This window comes from Evansella sp. AB-P1 (assembly GCF_029688925.1).
GTDB lineage: Bacteria > Bacillota > Bacilli > Bacillales > Salisediminibacteriaceae > Evansella.
This window is the reverse complement of sequence record NZ_JARUKY010000021.1, coordinates 43102-57683: the sequence shown is the minus strand read 5'-3', so window position 1 is coordinate 57683 and position 14582 is coordinate 43102. Positions and strand designations below refer to the sequence as shown.

The following is a 14582-nucleotide window of genomic DNA, read 5'->3' as shown; positions in this document are numbered from 1 at the left end:
TTCGATGAAAACATAGATAAAAACGGACGACTGTTTTTGTCCGTCCGTTTTAATGAATGAAAGTAAATGATAGGTAGTATTAATTCTTTGTAGTGAAAAATCCTCCGACCTGTTTTACGATTGGTGATACTTGGTTACCAATTTTCATTACTTGATCTATTGTTGTTGATGCTTTTTCAAAGTCGAATTTACCATCCTTTGTTTTAAAGGCTGACATAAAGCTAGTTTTTTGCATTCCATGTGGTGGATAACTGTATCCTCCTGGTCCTCCATGAAAAAAAGGGGCATGCTGCATTTGCTGTTGTTGTGATTGAGATTGCGGTGGTTGTTGCGTATTTTGTTGCTGTGACTGCTGCTGCCCTTGATTTTGCTGCATTGGTGGTTGGTTAGGTTGTTGCCAATAGTTAGATTGTTGATAAAATTGTGGAGGATACATTCCATTGTTCATTGATTGATGATAATTCCTACCATGGAAAGGTGGAAAGTACATTGTTCAACCCTCCTTAATTAATTTCGATTCGTTTCTTTTTATTTGGAATTTTTATTCGAAGTAAACCATTATTTAATTCCGCCTTAACTTCTGATTCATTTACAGCAAATGGTACTTGAACCACTCTTTCAGCACGTTCAAATCGATGATTGTGTTTATACGTTTTATTTATATCATCGGTTTCTTCAACAACCTCCTCTGATTGAACAGAGATTTTTATAAAGTTGTGATAAATATCTAGAGATACTTGTTCTTTTTTTACACCTGGAAGCTCAGCCTCAATGATGTATTCATTTTTTGTTTCATATTGGTGAATAGGAATGAAGCGTGGAGCTTGTAAGGAACGAACAGTATCTTGAAAAAATGAATCGATGGATTGCAAAATATCCCCAAATGGAATTTCCTTAAACGGGAGAGAAGGACGATTCTTTTCTTTACTCATTGGACATCACCTCACTATTGTTTCCACTAGTATCGTATGAAATAAAAAGGAGTAGCGCATGGGCAGCTGCCTGAAAATATATAGAATTTTTTAAGAAACAATGTTTTTTAAATGTTTAATGAAACAATTATAAAAGAAGTATGTACGTAATTAAATGAGAACTGATCGTCGTTGGGAAAATGAAATCAAGAGACGGTGGATTGTTCATTCTGTCATTTAGTTATACTACGTGAATTTTCTTTATTATTTTTTCAATGTGCTTGTCTAGCACCTGGGAGATAATAAGAGTAAAATTTGAGTATAATGGAAATGTGTTTTTGAAGGGGAGTGTTTATAGTGGATAAGCTTCAAAATATTTTAATTGTTTTATTTTTAGTAGGTGCTGCAGGGGTTGTAATTGTCTATACAATCTTGACAATATTAGCGGTCTTTGCCGGGGCAGAATAAATCGGTGCTCTCTTACAGAGAAGCACCGATAACATAAACCTGATTATTGAATATTTCGTTCATTTTCACATACTTGACAATTTTCTAGTAGTAAAACTCGATCAGCACCCTCAGTAATAGTAGTGTCACTGCTTACCATAATTACTGTTGATCCTTTTTTCTTTGCAAAACGAAGAAGTTGTTTCAACACTTCATGTCCTTCTTCACCTACAAGTGATTTTGTTGGTTCATCAACTAAAATTAGCTTTGGATTAGTGAAGAAGATACGTCCCACCGTGGCAAGTGCCTGTTCCTTTGAATCAAGACCATCTAGTGTTTCTTCAAGGGTTTCATCATTAAAGCCAAGGTCTCGTAAAATTTGCTCAGCTTCCTTTTCTTTTTCCATATAGTTATCATCATCTTCTGGTAGATCGAGAAGGAGATTTTGTTTTGCAGTTAAGTAAGGAATTAAACTACCTTCGTCTGTTATGAAACCAATATTTTCAACACGCCATTCCCGACGCTTAGGTAAGGATAATATATTTTGTCCAAAAACCTCGATTGTTCCTTTATTTGGAGGAGTCATTGCAGCAATTAATCGTAATAAGGTTGACTTTCCTGATTGCTCAGCACCAGAAATTACAACCAGTTCCCCTTCAGATACAGATAGATTCATGTCTTTAAATAATATATTCATTTCTGAACCATTGTGAAATTGTTTTAATATATTTTTAAGATTTACGGCATACATCTTTAAAGCCACCCCCACATGTTGGTAAAACAATACTGTTCATCCTCACTAGTGACAGAATGAAACTCTCTTACTAATATTAAACCATTTCCAGAAAAAGATTGAAACCGCATTCATTTAAAAAGTGTGACAATTTTTTATACTTTTTGAACTTTAAACTATAAAAAGGTTAATTGTGGTTAGAGGATAAACCTTTTCCAAGTTATCATCTTACTAGTTGGGAAACTAGAACTTTTACCTTCAACTTAAACGCCCTTGATTTATCCTGTAAATAAACTGATTTAAATTATAGCCTATTAGGTTCATACGTACAGTAAGGTTCATCTGTCATCATGTTTCCTGTTTCATAATATGCTCGAGCTCGACATCCAGAGCATACATTTACATATTCACATATAGCACATTTTCCTTCAAGCATCTCATTATTACGTAGTGTTTGAAATAAAGGGGAGTAGTCCCATATGTCTTGTAAAGGTTGTTTAAGAATGTCTCCCGCTTCCAAAGGTAAGTAACCACAAGGTCTCACTTTTCCTTTGTGAGATAAGAAGAATACACCTGTTCCGGCAAGGCAACCTTTCGTAACAGCAGCCATACCGTGAGAATTACGTGTAATTCTTTCTCCGTTTTCTTTTGCTTTTTCTCGCATTATCCGATAATAATGGGGAGCACATGTTGCCCGTATTTCAAAATCAACCTCCCGTGAACGATCATAAAACCATCCTAATACATTTTCGTACTCTTCAGCAGTGAGCATATTATTTTCCACGATTTCAACACCACATCCAACTGGCACGAGCATAAATAAATGAAGGGCATGGACATTATGTGTTTGCGCTAATTGAAGCATTTGCTCAATTTTATTAACGTTATGCTTTGTAATGGTCGTATTAAATTGTAGTTCAATTCCTTGGTCTTGAACAGCTTTTGCCCCTCTAATTGCATCCTCAAAGGATCCGGGTAAACCTCTAAATTGGTCGTGAATAGAAGCGTTTGGACCATCGAAGCTTATTGCCACTCTTCGAATCCCGGATTGTTTAATACTTTTTGCAATATTGCTGTTGATGAGTGTGCCATTAGAGGCCATTGCTAAGGTTAATCCTTTAGTATTTGCATAGTTTGCGATTTCAAAAAAATCAGGTCGGTACAAAGGCTCGCCACCGGTTAAAATGACAATTGGATTTCCTAGCTTACTTATTTGATCAATCACTTTAAAGGCTTGTTCTGTTGTAAGTTCATCGTTAGCTCGAATAGGCTGTGCTGTAGCCCGACAATGTATACACTTTAAGTTACACCCTTCTGTTAACTCCCAAAAAATGACCCTTGGAATATAATCCTTTGTAAATAATGCTACCCCATTTCCCTTTTTTTCAGTCATATGATGAATTCCTGTCATACATTTCTCCCCTTCATTCATGTCTTATTTAATGAAAATGAATATGTTTGTAAAAAGTTTAGAAAAACGAACATTTTGATCTATGTTAAGAATACCTCTTTCAAATATTTCATTTCAATCTACATGTGATTAATTCACATAAACGTCAAAAAAGGGTCAATAAAGAGGTTTATACGAAAGTTTATTGGGAATATGAAAAAAGAAGTATTTTGTGAAGAGATGAATAAAGCGTTTACAGACTGAGTTCTACAGGATATGATGAAAGAAAAAGCAAGTATGTGAGGGGGATGTCTAATGATTATCGTACCAATTGATGGTTCCACACATGCATTGAAAGCTTTAGAATTTGCTATTTCAATGGCAAATCAATATGAAGAAAAATTACTTTTATTAAATGTTCAACAAAAAAATGGACCTCATTATGCTAAGGAAGTAATAGGGAAGAACGAGAAAAGAAATAAGGAAGTAGAAGGTTTACACCTATTAAGAGATGCTATTGAACAAATAGATGGGAAGGTTTCGTATGATACGAAGGTTAGGATTGGCATCCCATCCATAGAAATAAGTAATGAAGCAAAGGAGTCAAAAGCCCGTTGTATTATAATGGGATCTAGGGGAAATGGCCCAGTGGTGAGTGCTATTTTAGGAAGCGTAAGCTATGGAGTTTTACACTTGTCTCCATGCCCAGTGACTGTTGTCCCAAATAAGTGATTTACTTTTTATAATAACTCTCCAATGGGGAGTTATTTTCTGTCTATGATTAAAATGCTATTGAATTAGTTCCTATAGGCATAGGACATGAAAAATAGTATAATTTTTCTTAGACGGTTTTGTTGTAAGGATGGTGTAAATGTGTGGAACAGTGTTTATAATTTTGATTGGGTAGAAATAGGAATTGCCATTGGTATTGTTATTATTTTTCATGTATTTCGTAAGATATTTACTACATATATTTTTAAACTTATTTTAAGAATGTCAAGAAAGGTTCCGACAGATCTTATTACAAACGTTCTTCTTTCCTTTGAAAAGCCTATAAGAGTATTTTTCACGTTTATTGGTTTTTATGTAGCATTTGTATATTTACCTTTTCCTGAACGGTTTGATGAACCTGCTATTCTAATATTACGTTCGTTTATAATTTTTTTAATTGCTTCGGGACTATACAATTTATCTGCTACTAGCTCCAGCTTGTTACTGAAGGTTGGTAGCCGCTTTAATTTAGAAGTTGACGATATTTTACTACCGTTTATTTCAAAACTTCTGCGTTTTGCTATTATTGCTATGGCAATAAGTATCGTCTTAAATGAATGGGATTATAATGTAAGTGGTTTTATAGCGGGACTAGGTTTAGGTGGACTAGCATTTGCATTAGCTGCTCAAGATTCTTTAGGGAACTTTTTTGGTGGAGTCGTTATTATAACAGAAAAGCCATTTTCTATAGGTGATTGGATTAAGACCCCAAGTGTAGAAGGAACTGTGGAGGATATAACCTTCCGAAGCACAAAGATTCGTACCTTTGCTCAAGCGATTGTGACAGTACCAAACTCTACTTTAGCGAATGAACCTATAACAAATTGGACACAAATGGGGAAGAGACAAATTTCATTTAATTTAGGTGTAACTTATTCTACCCCGAGAGAAAAAGTAGAACGTTGTGTAAGGCGTATTGACGATATGCTACGAAATCATGATGATATTGATCAGGAGTTAATTATGGTCAGGTTTAATGAATTTAATGATAGCAGCTTAGATATTTTCCTCTATTTTTTTACAAAGACAACAGCTTGGGTGGAATATCTTAAGGTGAAAGAGAATGTAAATTTACGTATTATGACAATCTTACAAGAAGAGGGGGTCTCTGTTGCCTTTCCAAGTAGAAGTATTTATTTAGAGAAAAAGGAACCAGTAAAAAGCGATAGGACAGAATAGACAAAGTTATATAATGATTTCACCAATTTGAGGGGGGATTTTCATGGTGGATAGTATTACTGTCTACACAAGTAAAGGATGTTCTTACTGCAAAAAAGTGATAGAAATTTTAGAGGAAAATGAAGTAGCATTTGAAGAAAAAAATATATCTTTAAATGTGGATCATTTTAAAGAGTGGAAGGATAAAGAGGTTTTAGGAACTCCAGCTACTTTTTATAAAGGTGATAGTGTTATTGGGTTAGATAAAACAAAGCTACTAGAGCTCGTACAGCAGGTTAAAAATAATTAATTTTATAACCTCATAGTAAAACATGTCAGAAGTGGTGTATAAAAAATGTGCCACTTCTTTTTTATATTATATAGGGTACCTTACACTATGTGTAATTTTACACATAGTGTATAGAGACGTTAATTCTTTTAATGGGAAGAGTTGATTATAGATTGTAGTGTCATGGAGAATTGAATGAAAAAGAGTAAGGAATAAACGGAGTGGATGTTACTATAATTACTTGAAATGATTAGAAAATTATTTAAGGAATGTTATGCGTAATTATGCTGCAACAAAAATGGATGAATAAAGAACTAATTGTGATACTTAATAAAGATAGAATGTAACAAGACATATGGCTGAACGAATCTTCCTTGTATGGTAATGTGTCTATCTATCAATTACCAGAAGTTACAAGATTAGGTGCTTGTTTAAATTTTGGTATTAAAAAAGCTAATTTCAGCTATGATTCTATATATGATGATGAATATTATGCACCAAATTATTTATCTGAGACAATGAGAGGATAAATAAAACAAAGGCCGATATAGTTGGAAAATCTACCATCAATTTTTATATTAAGGAGAAAGAAGCATTAACGATTTTTAAGGAACTGTTTGAAAAGTATTAAAGGAGTTCAGAGGAGAAAAAGAATAATAAGAGAAAAGACCAGGCCACTATGAAATACCTAGTCTATAGCTTGTGGATAAACTTGTTATTTAATTTCTAAAATTGAAAAGAAATATTATTAAGTGAACGTAATCCTTTACGTAGCTCATCACTAAAAATATATCCCTCAATGATCACTTTCGTATTTTCCTCCTTATTTTTTATTCGTACATTTAAATTTGAAAAAGTAAGAGCCTCATTCGGATTGAGTTGTTCGCAATGCATAGGCTTTAGCCAATGAAGCCCATCAGAACGAACTTTATCTTTCCAATCCTTGTGCATGTAACTCCATTGTTCTTCATTTAAATCTAATTCATTATTTAATTCCATATTTTTTAGTGCAATTTTTCCACTTAAGTACGCAGAGTTAGTAGGTGTAATTTTTATGCAGATGAATGGATGATGTAGGGGCATATTTCCATTATTTTTTATGATAAAGTTCCCTAGTATTAATAATTCTTGTTCTTCATCGGTCATATCAGGGAGAATAGTCGAAAAATTAAAAAACGAAGTTGCATTGTGAAACTCTTCTATGATTTGTTTTTTCTTATCATTTATCATAACTCTTGCAATCTCTTGATTGCTATCAAATTCATTTGTTTTTATTAATTCATTTTCATATTGTTTTATCATCTTTTCGTATCTTGCTATTTCTGATTTGTAGTGGATTGTTTTTTGTTTTAATTGAAGTAAAGAATCCCTATTATTATATTTACGTTTATTTTTCATACAGCATTTCCTCCCCTTACGTAATCATATTAGGTGAATCGTATGTAATTTACTTTTATTTAAAATGGAAGAGAAATAAGCAAAAATACGTTTCAATGAAATACCTTTCGTTATATATGGCATAGATAAAGGAGGAGTACTCCTCCTCCTTTACTATTATGATAGTATGCTATTAAACAATTATTTCTTCTTATGAGGTGGGAATATTTCTGGACATTGTGGTGGAAATTCAAACTCTGGACATTCTTTCGTAATAATAGGAATCGGAATAATATCTCTAGGTTGACATATTTTTCCTTCGACTTCTAATTTAACTTCTGCTTCAACTTGTATTGATTGACAAATAAGTAGAAGAAGGTCAATTGTCCACTCCGTTCCGTCTCCATTACATATGAATGACCCCTCACAGTCAAAGTCATACACATGGCAAAGTACATCTGTTCCTTCAGGAGCACATAGAATAAATTTCTCTAGCTTAAAAAAGTCAATTGGTTCTGAAAAAAGAGGTGCAATTACAGGTTTTTTCTTTGAAGGATTGCTTTCAGCTTCTAGAACAATTTGAAATTGTCCTTGCTTTTGAATTTTTACAATTTGTAATGTCGTGTCCAAATCTTCATCAAAAAAATCTCTTCTCTCTCCTACTTCTTTACATAAAGGGTCGTCATGCTTTTTCTTCTTACCCTTTCTTTTTTCAGGGTCAGGCAATAATAATTGACAACTTACTTCCACATCAGCTGGAAGAAAATATTCACAAACATCATTAACTAAGTTTTCTTTAGTTTGCTTATCTGGATCTTCTTCCGTAAAGAAAACAATGTCATCTTGTGTGAATTGAAATTCTTTTTCAGCCGGATGAGTAATCCAGTCATAGACTTTCGGGACCTTTATACATAATCTTTCTAGCTTATGCATATTTTATTTTCATCCTTTCTCAGTTCTAGGGTTTATATGGGAACTACTTCATCATATGAATCCATAGGTCTGTTGTGTAGGAACAATGCCCATTTTAAGCCATTTTCTATAAGTTATTTTTCCTCTTTCATTTATGAACGCTGAACAAAGAGTAATTCGTGAATGTGAGGTCTACCCTGAAAATAAGATAATCTGCCCGCAATTAGTGGAAAAATTGAAATGCGGTAAGATAGAAGCCGCCAATGTTCCCACAAATGGAGAAAAAGAAGGTTTGCAGGAAGGGAATATACCTTAGAAAGAGATTTTCATCCTGCATGGTGCAAATGTTCACTTGCATGTGAGGACTACCCTGAAAATAGCTGATATCAAAATTAATATTATCGGCAAATAAAGATCAGGTTAATCATTCGTTCCATCCCACTCCATTTTCACCACCTAGCCCCGGGTAATTCTTTAGGCTTTCTTTTAGAAAATATAGCGTTATTCAAATCTGTTTATCATTACATAGTAGAAATATGCATACAATGAACTAACCCATATAACGAGGAGTGGGAGGGAATGGTAAAACGTATAGAGTTAGATAAAAGGAATAGAAATAATGTAAAGTTACAAATGAAGCAGAGGATCATTCATTTAAAATCTGAATTATCACGTTATAAATCAAAGATTAGGGATTATGAAGAAAATTATCATTATAAACTCTTAGAAGAATTAAAGGTAAATAATCATGATTTACAAAACAATCTAAAAAGTAAACAAGTGGAATTGGATAATACGAAAGAAAAGCTCATTGATAAAGAAAAGAAGGTTCAACAACTTACAGTGAATTTAAATCAATTAACGGAGGAGAAGAATAGATCGAAAGTAGTTCTTGAAGAAAAGATTCAGCTAGAAAAGCAATTGGAACAATATAAAGAAGAAGACGATAAAAGAAAGAAGGAACTTTCAAAATATCAAGAAGAATTAAATGACCTAAAAGAAAAATTAAAAGTTTATGAAGGGGAGTTAGATACAGAAGAAAGAGAGAAGGCAAAGAAGAAACCAAATAACGATACAATTCCTTCTAGAAAGAAGAGCACATGGTTTTACGAAAGTGTAAAACATAATACGCCACAATCTCATTTACTACCTAAGCATCCTAAGAAAGTAAATAAAATTAGGTCTGATACATTTATCTTAAAGAATAGAAAAAAAAGAAAAAGAAGAAAAAGTAACAATGATGAATAGGCATAACTTATACACAAATCATCAACCTTCACATATATTATTATTATCTTACTAAAGTTTGGAGAGTTGATGATGGCTATAAGAAAAATTAGAAGCAGCTCCTCTTCCAGTGCAAAGAAAAAAGCGTTATACCGAAAAGGGAATTCCAGTAGGGGTGGCTGTGGATGTGGACAGAGGTTAAAGAAGAGGAAAAATAAATGATTATAATAATTTCAAACAAATATATTAGATAATTATGAGCTAAAACCAATTTAACGGAATTAGCTCTTTTTATTTTGGGTAATGTTTAAAGGTGTGTTGTTAATACTAGAATTACGCGAAGGAATGTATTACATATTTAATTTAACCTTAGAAAAATTTGAAACTATTCAGGTTTTAACACGTCTAATATATAAAGACAAAGTTTACTAGATAAATTAGTAGAATAAATGCAAAATCAATACATAGCAATAGAAGAGAAAGACGGTTAACTAGTTTTAATTATGGGAATGCTATAAAAAAGGAGGGATTCTGTTGAAGGTGAATAGAAATTGGATAATGTTAATAATCTTAGGTGTAATTATTTCAATAACAACTTACTATTCTTTTTCATATGCATCAAGTACAGAAACTCCAAAACAACACGAATACAATTCTCTTCCAATGATTAGTGAGGGGGAAGATTGGCAGAATAATGAAAAGGAATTAAGTAATACGAACATAATTCCTGTCTCAAATAAAACATATGAAGATGAATCTGATGAACAGGATTACATGGAAGCTACTTTCATAGATAAAGAAGTACAAATTGGTGATGGGAAAGACGTTTTATTGAAGGTTCAAGGTGAACCAAATGAACGTGGCATGTATCAAGGTGGATATTATTTTGATTATGGAATGAGGACATACTTCGTTAATCCAGAAACGGAGAAAATAAATGCTATTGCAGTACCTAAAAAATACCTTAATATGGACAAGTGGAAGGAATCAGAAAAGTCGTTATTACCTGACCTAAAATTAGAAGGATTAAACGAAATGGATGGGTTATGGATGGAAATATATGACTGGAGAGAATACGATGTGATGATTGAACGTGAACAGAAAGGTGATGAACCATTCTGTGTATGGTTATTAGAAGATTCATTGTTTACAGATTGATAAAATGCGTTTGTTTACAGAATGTAAGCAAACGTCTTTTTATTTAATACTTGAAAGAGAACTCTAATACGTGGTGTAACTATACAATAAGTGATTATACATAACGTTATGATTGCATTTTTTTTCATGAATGTCTATTATTAGTATGTGTTAATAAGACAATAAAGAGGAGGAAGAAAAAATGAAAATGATGGATGCAAATGAAATTATTAGCTTTATTTCCAATAGTGTGAAATCTACACCTGTAAAAGTACATATAAAAGGGCAATTAGAAGGGGTAGACTTTGGAGAAAATACGAAAACGTTCATCCAAGGTGATACAGGGGTCCTTTTTGGTGAGTGGAAAGATATTCAACAAGTAATTAAGGAAAATGAAGGGAAAATTGAAGATTTCGTAGTAGAAAACGATCGTAGAAATTCTGCAATCCCATTACTTGATATGAAAAATATCCATGCGCGTATTGAGCCAGGTGCTATAATTCGTGACCAAGTGGAAATTGGTGATTCTGCTGTTATTATGATGGGTGCATCTATTAATATTGGCGCGGTTGTTGGTGAAGGTACGATGATCGATATGAACGCTGTTTTAGGTGGACGAGCTACAGTAGGGAAGAATTGTCACATTGGTGCTGGAGCAGTATTAGCTGGTGTTATTGAACCTCCATCTGCAAAGCCTGTAATCGTAGAGGATGGAGTTGTTGTTGGTGCAAATGCAGTAGTTTTAGAAGGGGTAACAGTAGGTCAAGGTGCAGTAGTTGCTGCAGGAGCTATTGTTACAGAGGATGTACCTCCAAACACTGTAGTTGCAGGTACTCCAGCTAGAGTCATTAAAGAAATTGATGAAAAAACAAAAGGGAAAACGGAAATCAAACAAGAACTACGTAAATTAAATGAGGAATAAGAAATGACTGAACAAGAAATGGATGCTCTTAATATAGAAGACTTTATTACTATACGGCGAGAGCTTCATCAAATACCGGAGATAGGCTTTGAAGAAGTAAAAACACAAGCGTATTTACTCGACTATATTAAGGGTCTCCCTACTGAAAATTTGGAAGTTCGTACGTGGAAAACAGGAGTATTAGTTAAAGTAAATGGATCTGATCCGTCAAAAACAATTGGGTATCGTACAGATATGGATGGGCTACCAATGGAAGAAGAAACAGGACTAGCATATTCCTCAAAGCATAAAGGGATGATGCATGCTTGTGGACATGATCTCCATATGACTATTGCATTAGCTGTATTGACATATTTTTCGAAGAATCGTCCAATAAACAACTTACTATTTGTCTTCCAACCTGCAGAAGAAGGGCCAGGTGGAGCAAAACCAATGCTTATGTCAGAAGAGTTTCAAGAATGGAAGCCAGATCAAATGATTGCTTTACACATTGATCCTACGCTTCCTGTAGGGATGATAGGGACGAAAACAGGCTTACTTTTTGCAAATACTAGTGAATTGTTTATTGATCTAACTGGGAAAGGTGGACATGCTGCTTATCCACACCAGTCGAATGATATGGTCGTAGCTGCGAGTCATCTTGTTACTCAGCTACATACAATCGTATCTCGAAATGTATCACCATTAGATTCTGCTGTTATTACCATCGGGAAAATTACTGGAGGTACGAAGCAAAACATTATTGCAGAAACCTCTCGATTAGAAGGAACCATTCGAACTCTTTCTATTGAAGCAATGGATAAAGTGAAAAAGAGAATTGAAAGTATTGTAGCTGGGATTGAAACTAGCTTTGAATGTCGTTCTTCTATTGATTACGGTGCAAACTATTGTCAGGTATACAACAGTTTTGAATTGACGGAGGAATTTATTCGCTTTGCGGAAGATTCTCCCCATGTGGATGTTACTATTTGTGATAAGGCAATGACTGGAGAAGACTTCGGATATTTCCTTGAAGAAATTCCAGGCTTTATGTTTTGGCTAGGGGTTCAAAGTGAATATGGATTGCACTCATCTAAGCTTAATGCTAATGAACAAGCAATAACCCGAAGTGTTCCTTTACTTATTGATTATTTAAAAGGATAAAATATATTCTAAACGTGTTATGGTTTTTCTACCATGTAACACGTTTTTTTCTTTAAAAATGAATTTTTTGCATAGCTTCCAAAATTTTGGTCATCTTATTAGTTGTAACAGATAAAAGGAGGTACTGAACGATGGCTAAAATTGGTGTTGAACAATCATTAACAGATGTACAGCAAGCATTACAAGAACGAGGGCATGAAGTTGTTTCTTTACAGCAGGAGCAGGATGCAGCAGGATGTGATTGCTGTGTCATTACTGGCCAAGATGAAAACATGATGGGAATGCAAGATACATCAACAGAAGGATCAGTTATTAATGCTCACGGCATGACTGCTGAAGAAATTTGTCAACAAGTAGATTCTAAAGTGAATCAATCATCATAATTATTGGAAGAGGCTGCCCAATGGACAGCCTCTCTTTCTTTTTTGTATTAAGTATTTTTCTGTATGTAAACTTGATGAGGAAATGGGATTTCAATATTATTCTTATCTAATGCTTCTTTTATTTCCTTACGTAGCTTTCTTTCAACACCCCATTGCTCCATATTTTCTGTCTTAGCAATTACCCGTAAAACTACATCACTATCTCCAAGGGCTTGGACACCAACGACATTTGGACCTTCCTTAATCTTATTTTCTTCTTCTACTGCAATTTTGTCACATACTGCTTGAATAACAGCAATAGCTTCATCTATATTTTCATCATAAGCAATACTTATATCAACTAGGGCTCGCATATTAGAACGGGAATGGTTACTAAGGGTGCTAATCTCTCTGTTTGGTATAAAATGGACTGTACCATCAAAACCTCTTATCTTTGTTGTTCGTAACCCTATCTCTTCTACAATTCCATCTACACCAGCGACTGTGACATATTCTTCAATCTCAAGCTGTTTTTCCAATAGTATAAAAAAACCTGTTACAACGTCACTAACGAGACCTTGGGCTCCAAAACCAATTGCTAGTCCAACAATCCCGGCACCAGCGATTAAGCCTGTAACATTTAAGCCAAATATCCCTATTAAAAATGTTGCTAAAATAAATAAAATTATATATGAAAAAACATTTAAAGCTAATTTCTCTAAAGTTTTTACTCGTCCAATAGACATGTTTTTTTGATTACTCATTCGTTCAAAGCTATTAGATATAAGTCGTCTCCCAATAGCACGGACAATAAAATATACAATCAAAATAGTGACTAATTGTACAGCTGCTACTATAATACTCGTCCAAATGTCTTCCCATACAATGTCGTTAATCCAATTCATAGTAAAGACTCCTTTCATATTTTTACTATACAAACCTCGTCATATGAGTTTAACATAAGTTATACAAAGACAAAAATAATACGTTTTTGATTCAAAATATTTTGTTTCTGAGAAAGATTTCTTTATAATGATTAATTGTGACAGTTGACACAAATTGATAAAAATCATTTCAAAAAGTGAGTTTATAATTTTACGAATAGGGGCATAATGTTGAAAGAAATTTGTCAAACTTTATCACATATTGGTTGACTATTGATAATGTTTATTTTATAATAATGTTTGTAAATAAGGGTTAATAATTAGGAGGGTTACATATGTCAGATAAGCGTATGGTAGCAAAACAAGCGCCAAGGTTTGAAATGGATGCTGTTTTAGCAAATAAGGAATTCGGTAAAGTTAGTCTTGAAGAAAATATGAAGCAGGATAAGTGGACAGTTCTTTTCTTCTATCCAATGGACTTCACTTTTGTTTGTCCTACAGAAATTACGTCTTTAAGTGATCGTTACGACGAGTTCGAAGATCTAGATGCTGAAATTATTGGTGTTTCTACTGATACTATCCACACTCATTTAGCATGGATTAATACAAATCGTGATGATAATGGTCTTGGAGATCTTAAATATCCATTAGCAGCGGATACCAATCATACAGTATCTCGTGAGTATGGTGTATTAATTGAAGACGAAGGTATTGCCCTTCGTGGACTGTTCATCATTAGCCCTGAAGGGGAGTTAATGTATTCTGTTGTAAACCACAACAACATTGGACGTGATGTGGATGAAACATTACGTGTTCTACAAGCATTACAAACAGGTGGACTTTGCCCAGCAAACTGGAAGCCAGGTCAAGAAACATTAAAGGTATAAATGTAAGCATAAAAAGGCCTAGCAATTGTTAG

Annotated in this window: 16 protein-coding genes; 9 read left to right on the top strand and 7 right to left on the bottom strand. The window is 33.7% G+C overall.

The window, feature by feature from the left end:
- Positions 1-79 precede the first annotated feature (79 nt).
- The 4 genes from QA612_RS18800 to QA612_RS18785 all read right to left on the bottom strand — a co-directional run bounded on the left by QA612_RS18800 (position 80) and on the right by QA612_RS18785 (position 3502).
- Positions 80-490, bottom strand: a complete 411-nt coding sequence (locus QA612_RS18800; RefSeq protein ID WP_278285364.1) for a YppG family protein — start codon at positions 488-490, stop codon at positions 80-82.
- A gap of 13 nt (positions 491-503) precedes the next feature.
- A complete protein-coding gene (locus QA612_RS18795; protein WP_278285363.1) occupies positions 504-932 on the bottom strand; it encodes an Hsp20/alpha crystallin family protein in 429 nt (142 codons plus the stop codon).
- A gap of 490 nt (positions 933-1422) precedes the next feature.
- Positions 1423-2109 carry an ATP-binding cassette domain-containing protein gene (locus QA612_RS18790; protein WP_278285362.1) on the bottom strand — a complete coding sequence of 229 codons (687 nt, stop codon included), beginning with the start codon at positions 2107-2109 and terminating at the stop codon, positions 1423-1425.
- Between the two features lie 286 nt (positions 2110-2395).
- Positions 2396-3502: a radical SAM/SPASM domain-containing protein gene (locus QA612_RS18785; RefSeq protein ID WP_278285361.1), complete on the bottom strand. Its 1107-nt coding sequence runs from the start codon at positions 3500-3502 to the stop codon at positions 2396-2398.
- Between the two features lie 294 nt (positions 3503-3796).
- On the opposite strand from QA612_RS18785, the gene QA612_RS18780 reads away from it, so the two are divergent.
- The 3 genes from QA612_RS18780 to QA612_RS18770 all read left to right on the top strand — a co-directional run bounded on the left by QA612_RS18780 (position 3797) and on the right by QA612_RS18770 (position 5720).
- Positions 3797-4213 carry a universal stress protein gene (locus QA612_RS18780; protein WP_278285360.1) on the top strand — a complete coding sequence of 139 codons (417 nt, stop codon included), beginning with the start codon at positions 3797-3799 and terminating at the stop codon, positions 4211-4213.
- A gap of 141 nt (positions 4214-4354) precedes the next feature.
- Positions 4355-5431, top strand: coding sequence for a mechanosensitive ion channel family protein (locus QA612_RS18775; RefSeq protein WP_278285359.1), 1077 nt, complete (start codon positions 4355-4357; stop codon positions 5429-5431).
- Positions 5432-5474: 43 nt separating this feature from the next.
- On the top strand, positions 5475-5720 hold the full coding sequence (locus tag QA612_RS18770) for a glutaredoxin family protein (RefSeq protein ID WP_278285358.1): 246 nt from the start codon (positions 5475-5477) through the stop codon (positions 5718-5720).
- A gap of 705 nt (positions 5721-6425) precedes the next feature.
- On the opposite strand, the gene QA612_RS18765 is transcribed toward QA612_RS18770, so the two are convergent.
- Both QA612_RS18765 and QA612_RS18760 read right to left on the bottom strand, forming a co-directional pair.
- On the bottom strand, positions 6426-7097 hold the full coding sequence (locus tag QA612_RS18765) for a hypothetical protein (protein ID WP_278285357.1): 672 nt from the start codon (positions 7095-7097) through the stop codon (positions 6426-6428).
- A gap of 180 nt (positions 7098-7277) precedes the next feature.
- Positions 7278-8009, bottom strand: coding sequence for a BMQ_0737 family morphogenetic spore coat protein (locus tag QA612_RS18760; protein ID WP_278285356.1), 732 nt, complete (start codon positions 8007-8009; stop codon positions 7278-7280).
- 558 nt (positions 8010-8567) lie between these two features.
- Here QA612_RS18760 and QA612_RS18755 point away from each other — a divergent pair.
- The 5 genes from QA612_RS18755 (at position 8568) to QA612_RS18735 (ending at position 12800) form a co-directional block, all read left to right on the top strand.
- Positions 8568-9236 carry a hypothetical protein gene (locus QA612_RS18755; protein ID WP_278285355.1) on the top strand — a complete coding sequence of 223 codons (669 nt, stop codon included), beginning with the start codon at positions 8568-8570 and terminating at the stop codon, positions 9234-9236.
- Positions 9237-9749: 513 nt separating this feature from the next.
- Positions 9750-10373, top strand: a complete 624-nt coding sequence (locus tag QA612_RS18750; protein ID WP_278285354.1) for a hypothetical protein — start codon at positions 9750-9752, stop codon at positions 10371-10373.
- A gap of 181 nt (positions 10374-10554) precedes the next feature.
- Positions 10555-11274 carry a 2,3,4,5-tetrahydropyridine-2,6-dicarboxylate N-acetyltransferase gene (gene dapD, locus QA612_RS18745; protein WP_278285353.1) on the top strand — a complete coding sequence of 240 codons (720 nt, stop codon included), beginning with the start codon at positions 10555-10557 and terminating at the stop codon, positions 11272-11274.
- An 18-nt stretch (positions 11275-11292) separates the two neighbouring features.
- Complete coding sequence (locus tag QA612_RS18740; protein WP_278285385.1) at positions 11293-12417, top strand: N-acetyldiaminopimelate deacetylase; 1125 nt, start codon at positions 11293-11295, stop codon at positions 12415-12417.
- Between the two features lie 131 nt (positions 12418-12548).
- The gene (locus tag QA612_RS18735) at positions 12549-12800 is read left to right on the top strand and encodes a YkuS family protein (RefSeq protein WP_278285352.1); all 252 of its coding nucleotides are present in this window, start codon (positions 12549-12551) and stop codon (positions 12798-12800) included.
- 47 nt (positions 12801-12847) lie between these two features.
- On the opposite strand, the gene QA612_RS18730 is transcribed toward QA612_RS18735, so the two are convergent.
- A complete protein-coding gene (locus QA612_RS18730; protein ID WP_278285351.1) occupies positions 12848-13684 on the bottom strand; it encodes a mechanosensitive ion channel family protein in 837 nt (278 codons plus the stop codon).
- Positions 13685-13998: 314 nt separating this feature from the next.
- Here QA612_RS18730 and QA612_RS18725 point away from each other — a divergent pair, with 314 nt between their 5' ends.
- Positions 13999-14550 carry a peroxiredoxin gene (locus QA612_RS18725; protein ID WP_278285350.1) on the top strand — a complete coding sequence of 184 codons (552 nt, stop codon included), beginning with the start codon at positions 13999-14001 and terminating at the stop codon, positions 14548-14550.
- The last annotated feature ends 32 nt before the right edge of the window (positions 14551-14582 follow it).

Excerpts from the sequence above, each read along its gene's own strand:
- QA612_RS18800 (WP_278285364.1), bottom strand. The coding sequence starts at position 490 with ATGTACTTTCCACCTTTCCATGGTAGGAATTATCATCAATCAATGAAC.
- QA612_RS18795 (WP_278285363.1), bottom strand. The coding sequence starts at position 932 with ATGAGTAAAGAAAAGAATCGTCCTTCTCTCCCGTTTAAGGAAATTCCA.
- QA612_RS18790 (WP_278285362.1), bottom strand. The coding sequence starts at position 2,109 with ATGTATGCCGTAAATCTTAAAAATATATTAAAACAATTTCACAATGGT.
- QA612_RS18785 (WP_278285361.1), bottom strand. The coding sequence starts at position 3,502 with ATGACAGGAATTCATCATATGACTGAAAAAAAGGGAAATGGGGTAGCA.
- QA612_RS18780 (WP_278285360.1), top strand. The coding sequence starts at position 3,797 with ATGATTATCGTACCAATTGATGGTTCCACACATGCATTGAAAGCTTTA.
- QA612_RS18770 (WP_278285358.1), top strand. The coding sequence starts at position 5,475 with ATGGTGGATAGTATTACTGTCTACACAAGTAAAGGATGTTCTTACTGC.
- QA612_RS18765 (WP_278285357.1), bottom strand. The coding sequence starts at position 7,097 with ATGAAAAATAAACGTAAATATAATAATAGGGATTCTTTACTTCAATTA.
- QA612_RS18760 (WP_278285356.1), bottom strand. The coding sequence starts at position 8,009 with ATGCATAAGCTAGAAAGATTATGTATAAAGGTCCCGAAAGTCTATGAC.
- QA612_RS18755 (WP_278285355.1), top strand. The coding sequence starts at position 8,568 with ATGGTAAAACGTATAGAGTTAGATAAAAGGAATAGAAATAATGTAAAG.
- dapD (WP_278285353.1), top strand. The coding sequence starts at position 10,555 with ATGAAAATGATGGATGCAAATGAAATTATTAGCTTTATTTCCAATAGT.
- QA612_RS18740 (WP_278285385.1), top strand. The coding sequence starts at position 11,293 with ATGGATGCTCTTAATATAGAAGACTTTATTACTATACGGCGAGAGCTT.
- QA612_RS18735 (WP_278285352.1), top strand. The coding sequence starts at position 12,549 with ATGGCTAAAATTGGTGTTGAACAATCATTAACAGATGTACAGCAAGCA.
- QA612_RS18730 (WP_278285351.1), bottom strand. The coding sequence starts at position 13,684 with ATGAATTGGATTAACGACATTGTATGGGAAGACATTTGGACGAGTATT.
- QA612_RS18725 (WP_278285350.1), top strand. The coding sequence starts at position 13,999 with ATGTCAGATAAGCGTATGGTAGCAAAACAAGCGCCAAGGTTTGAAATG.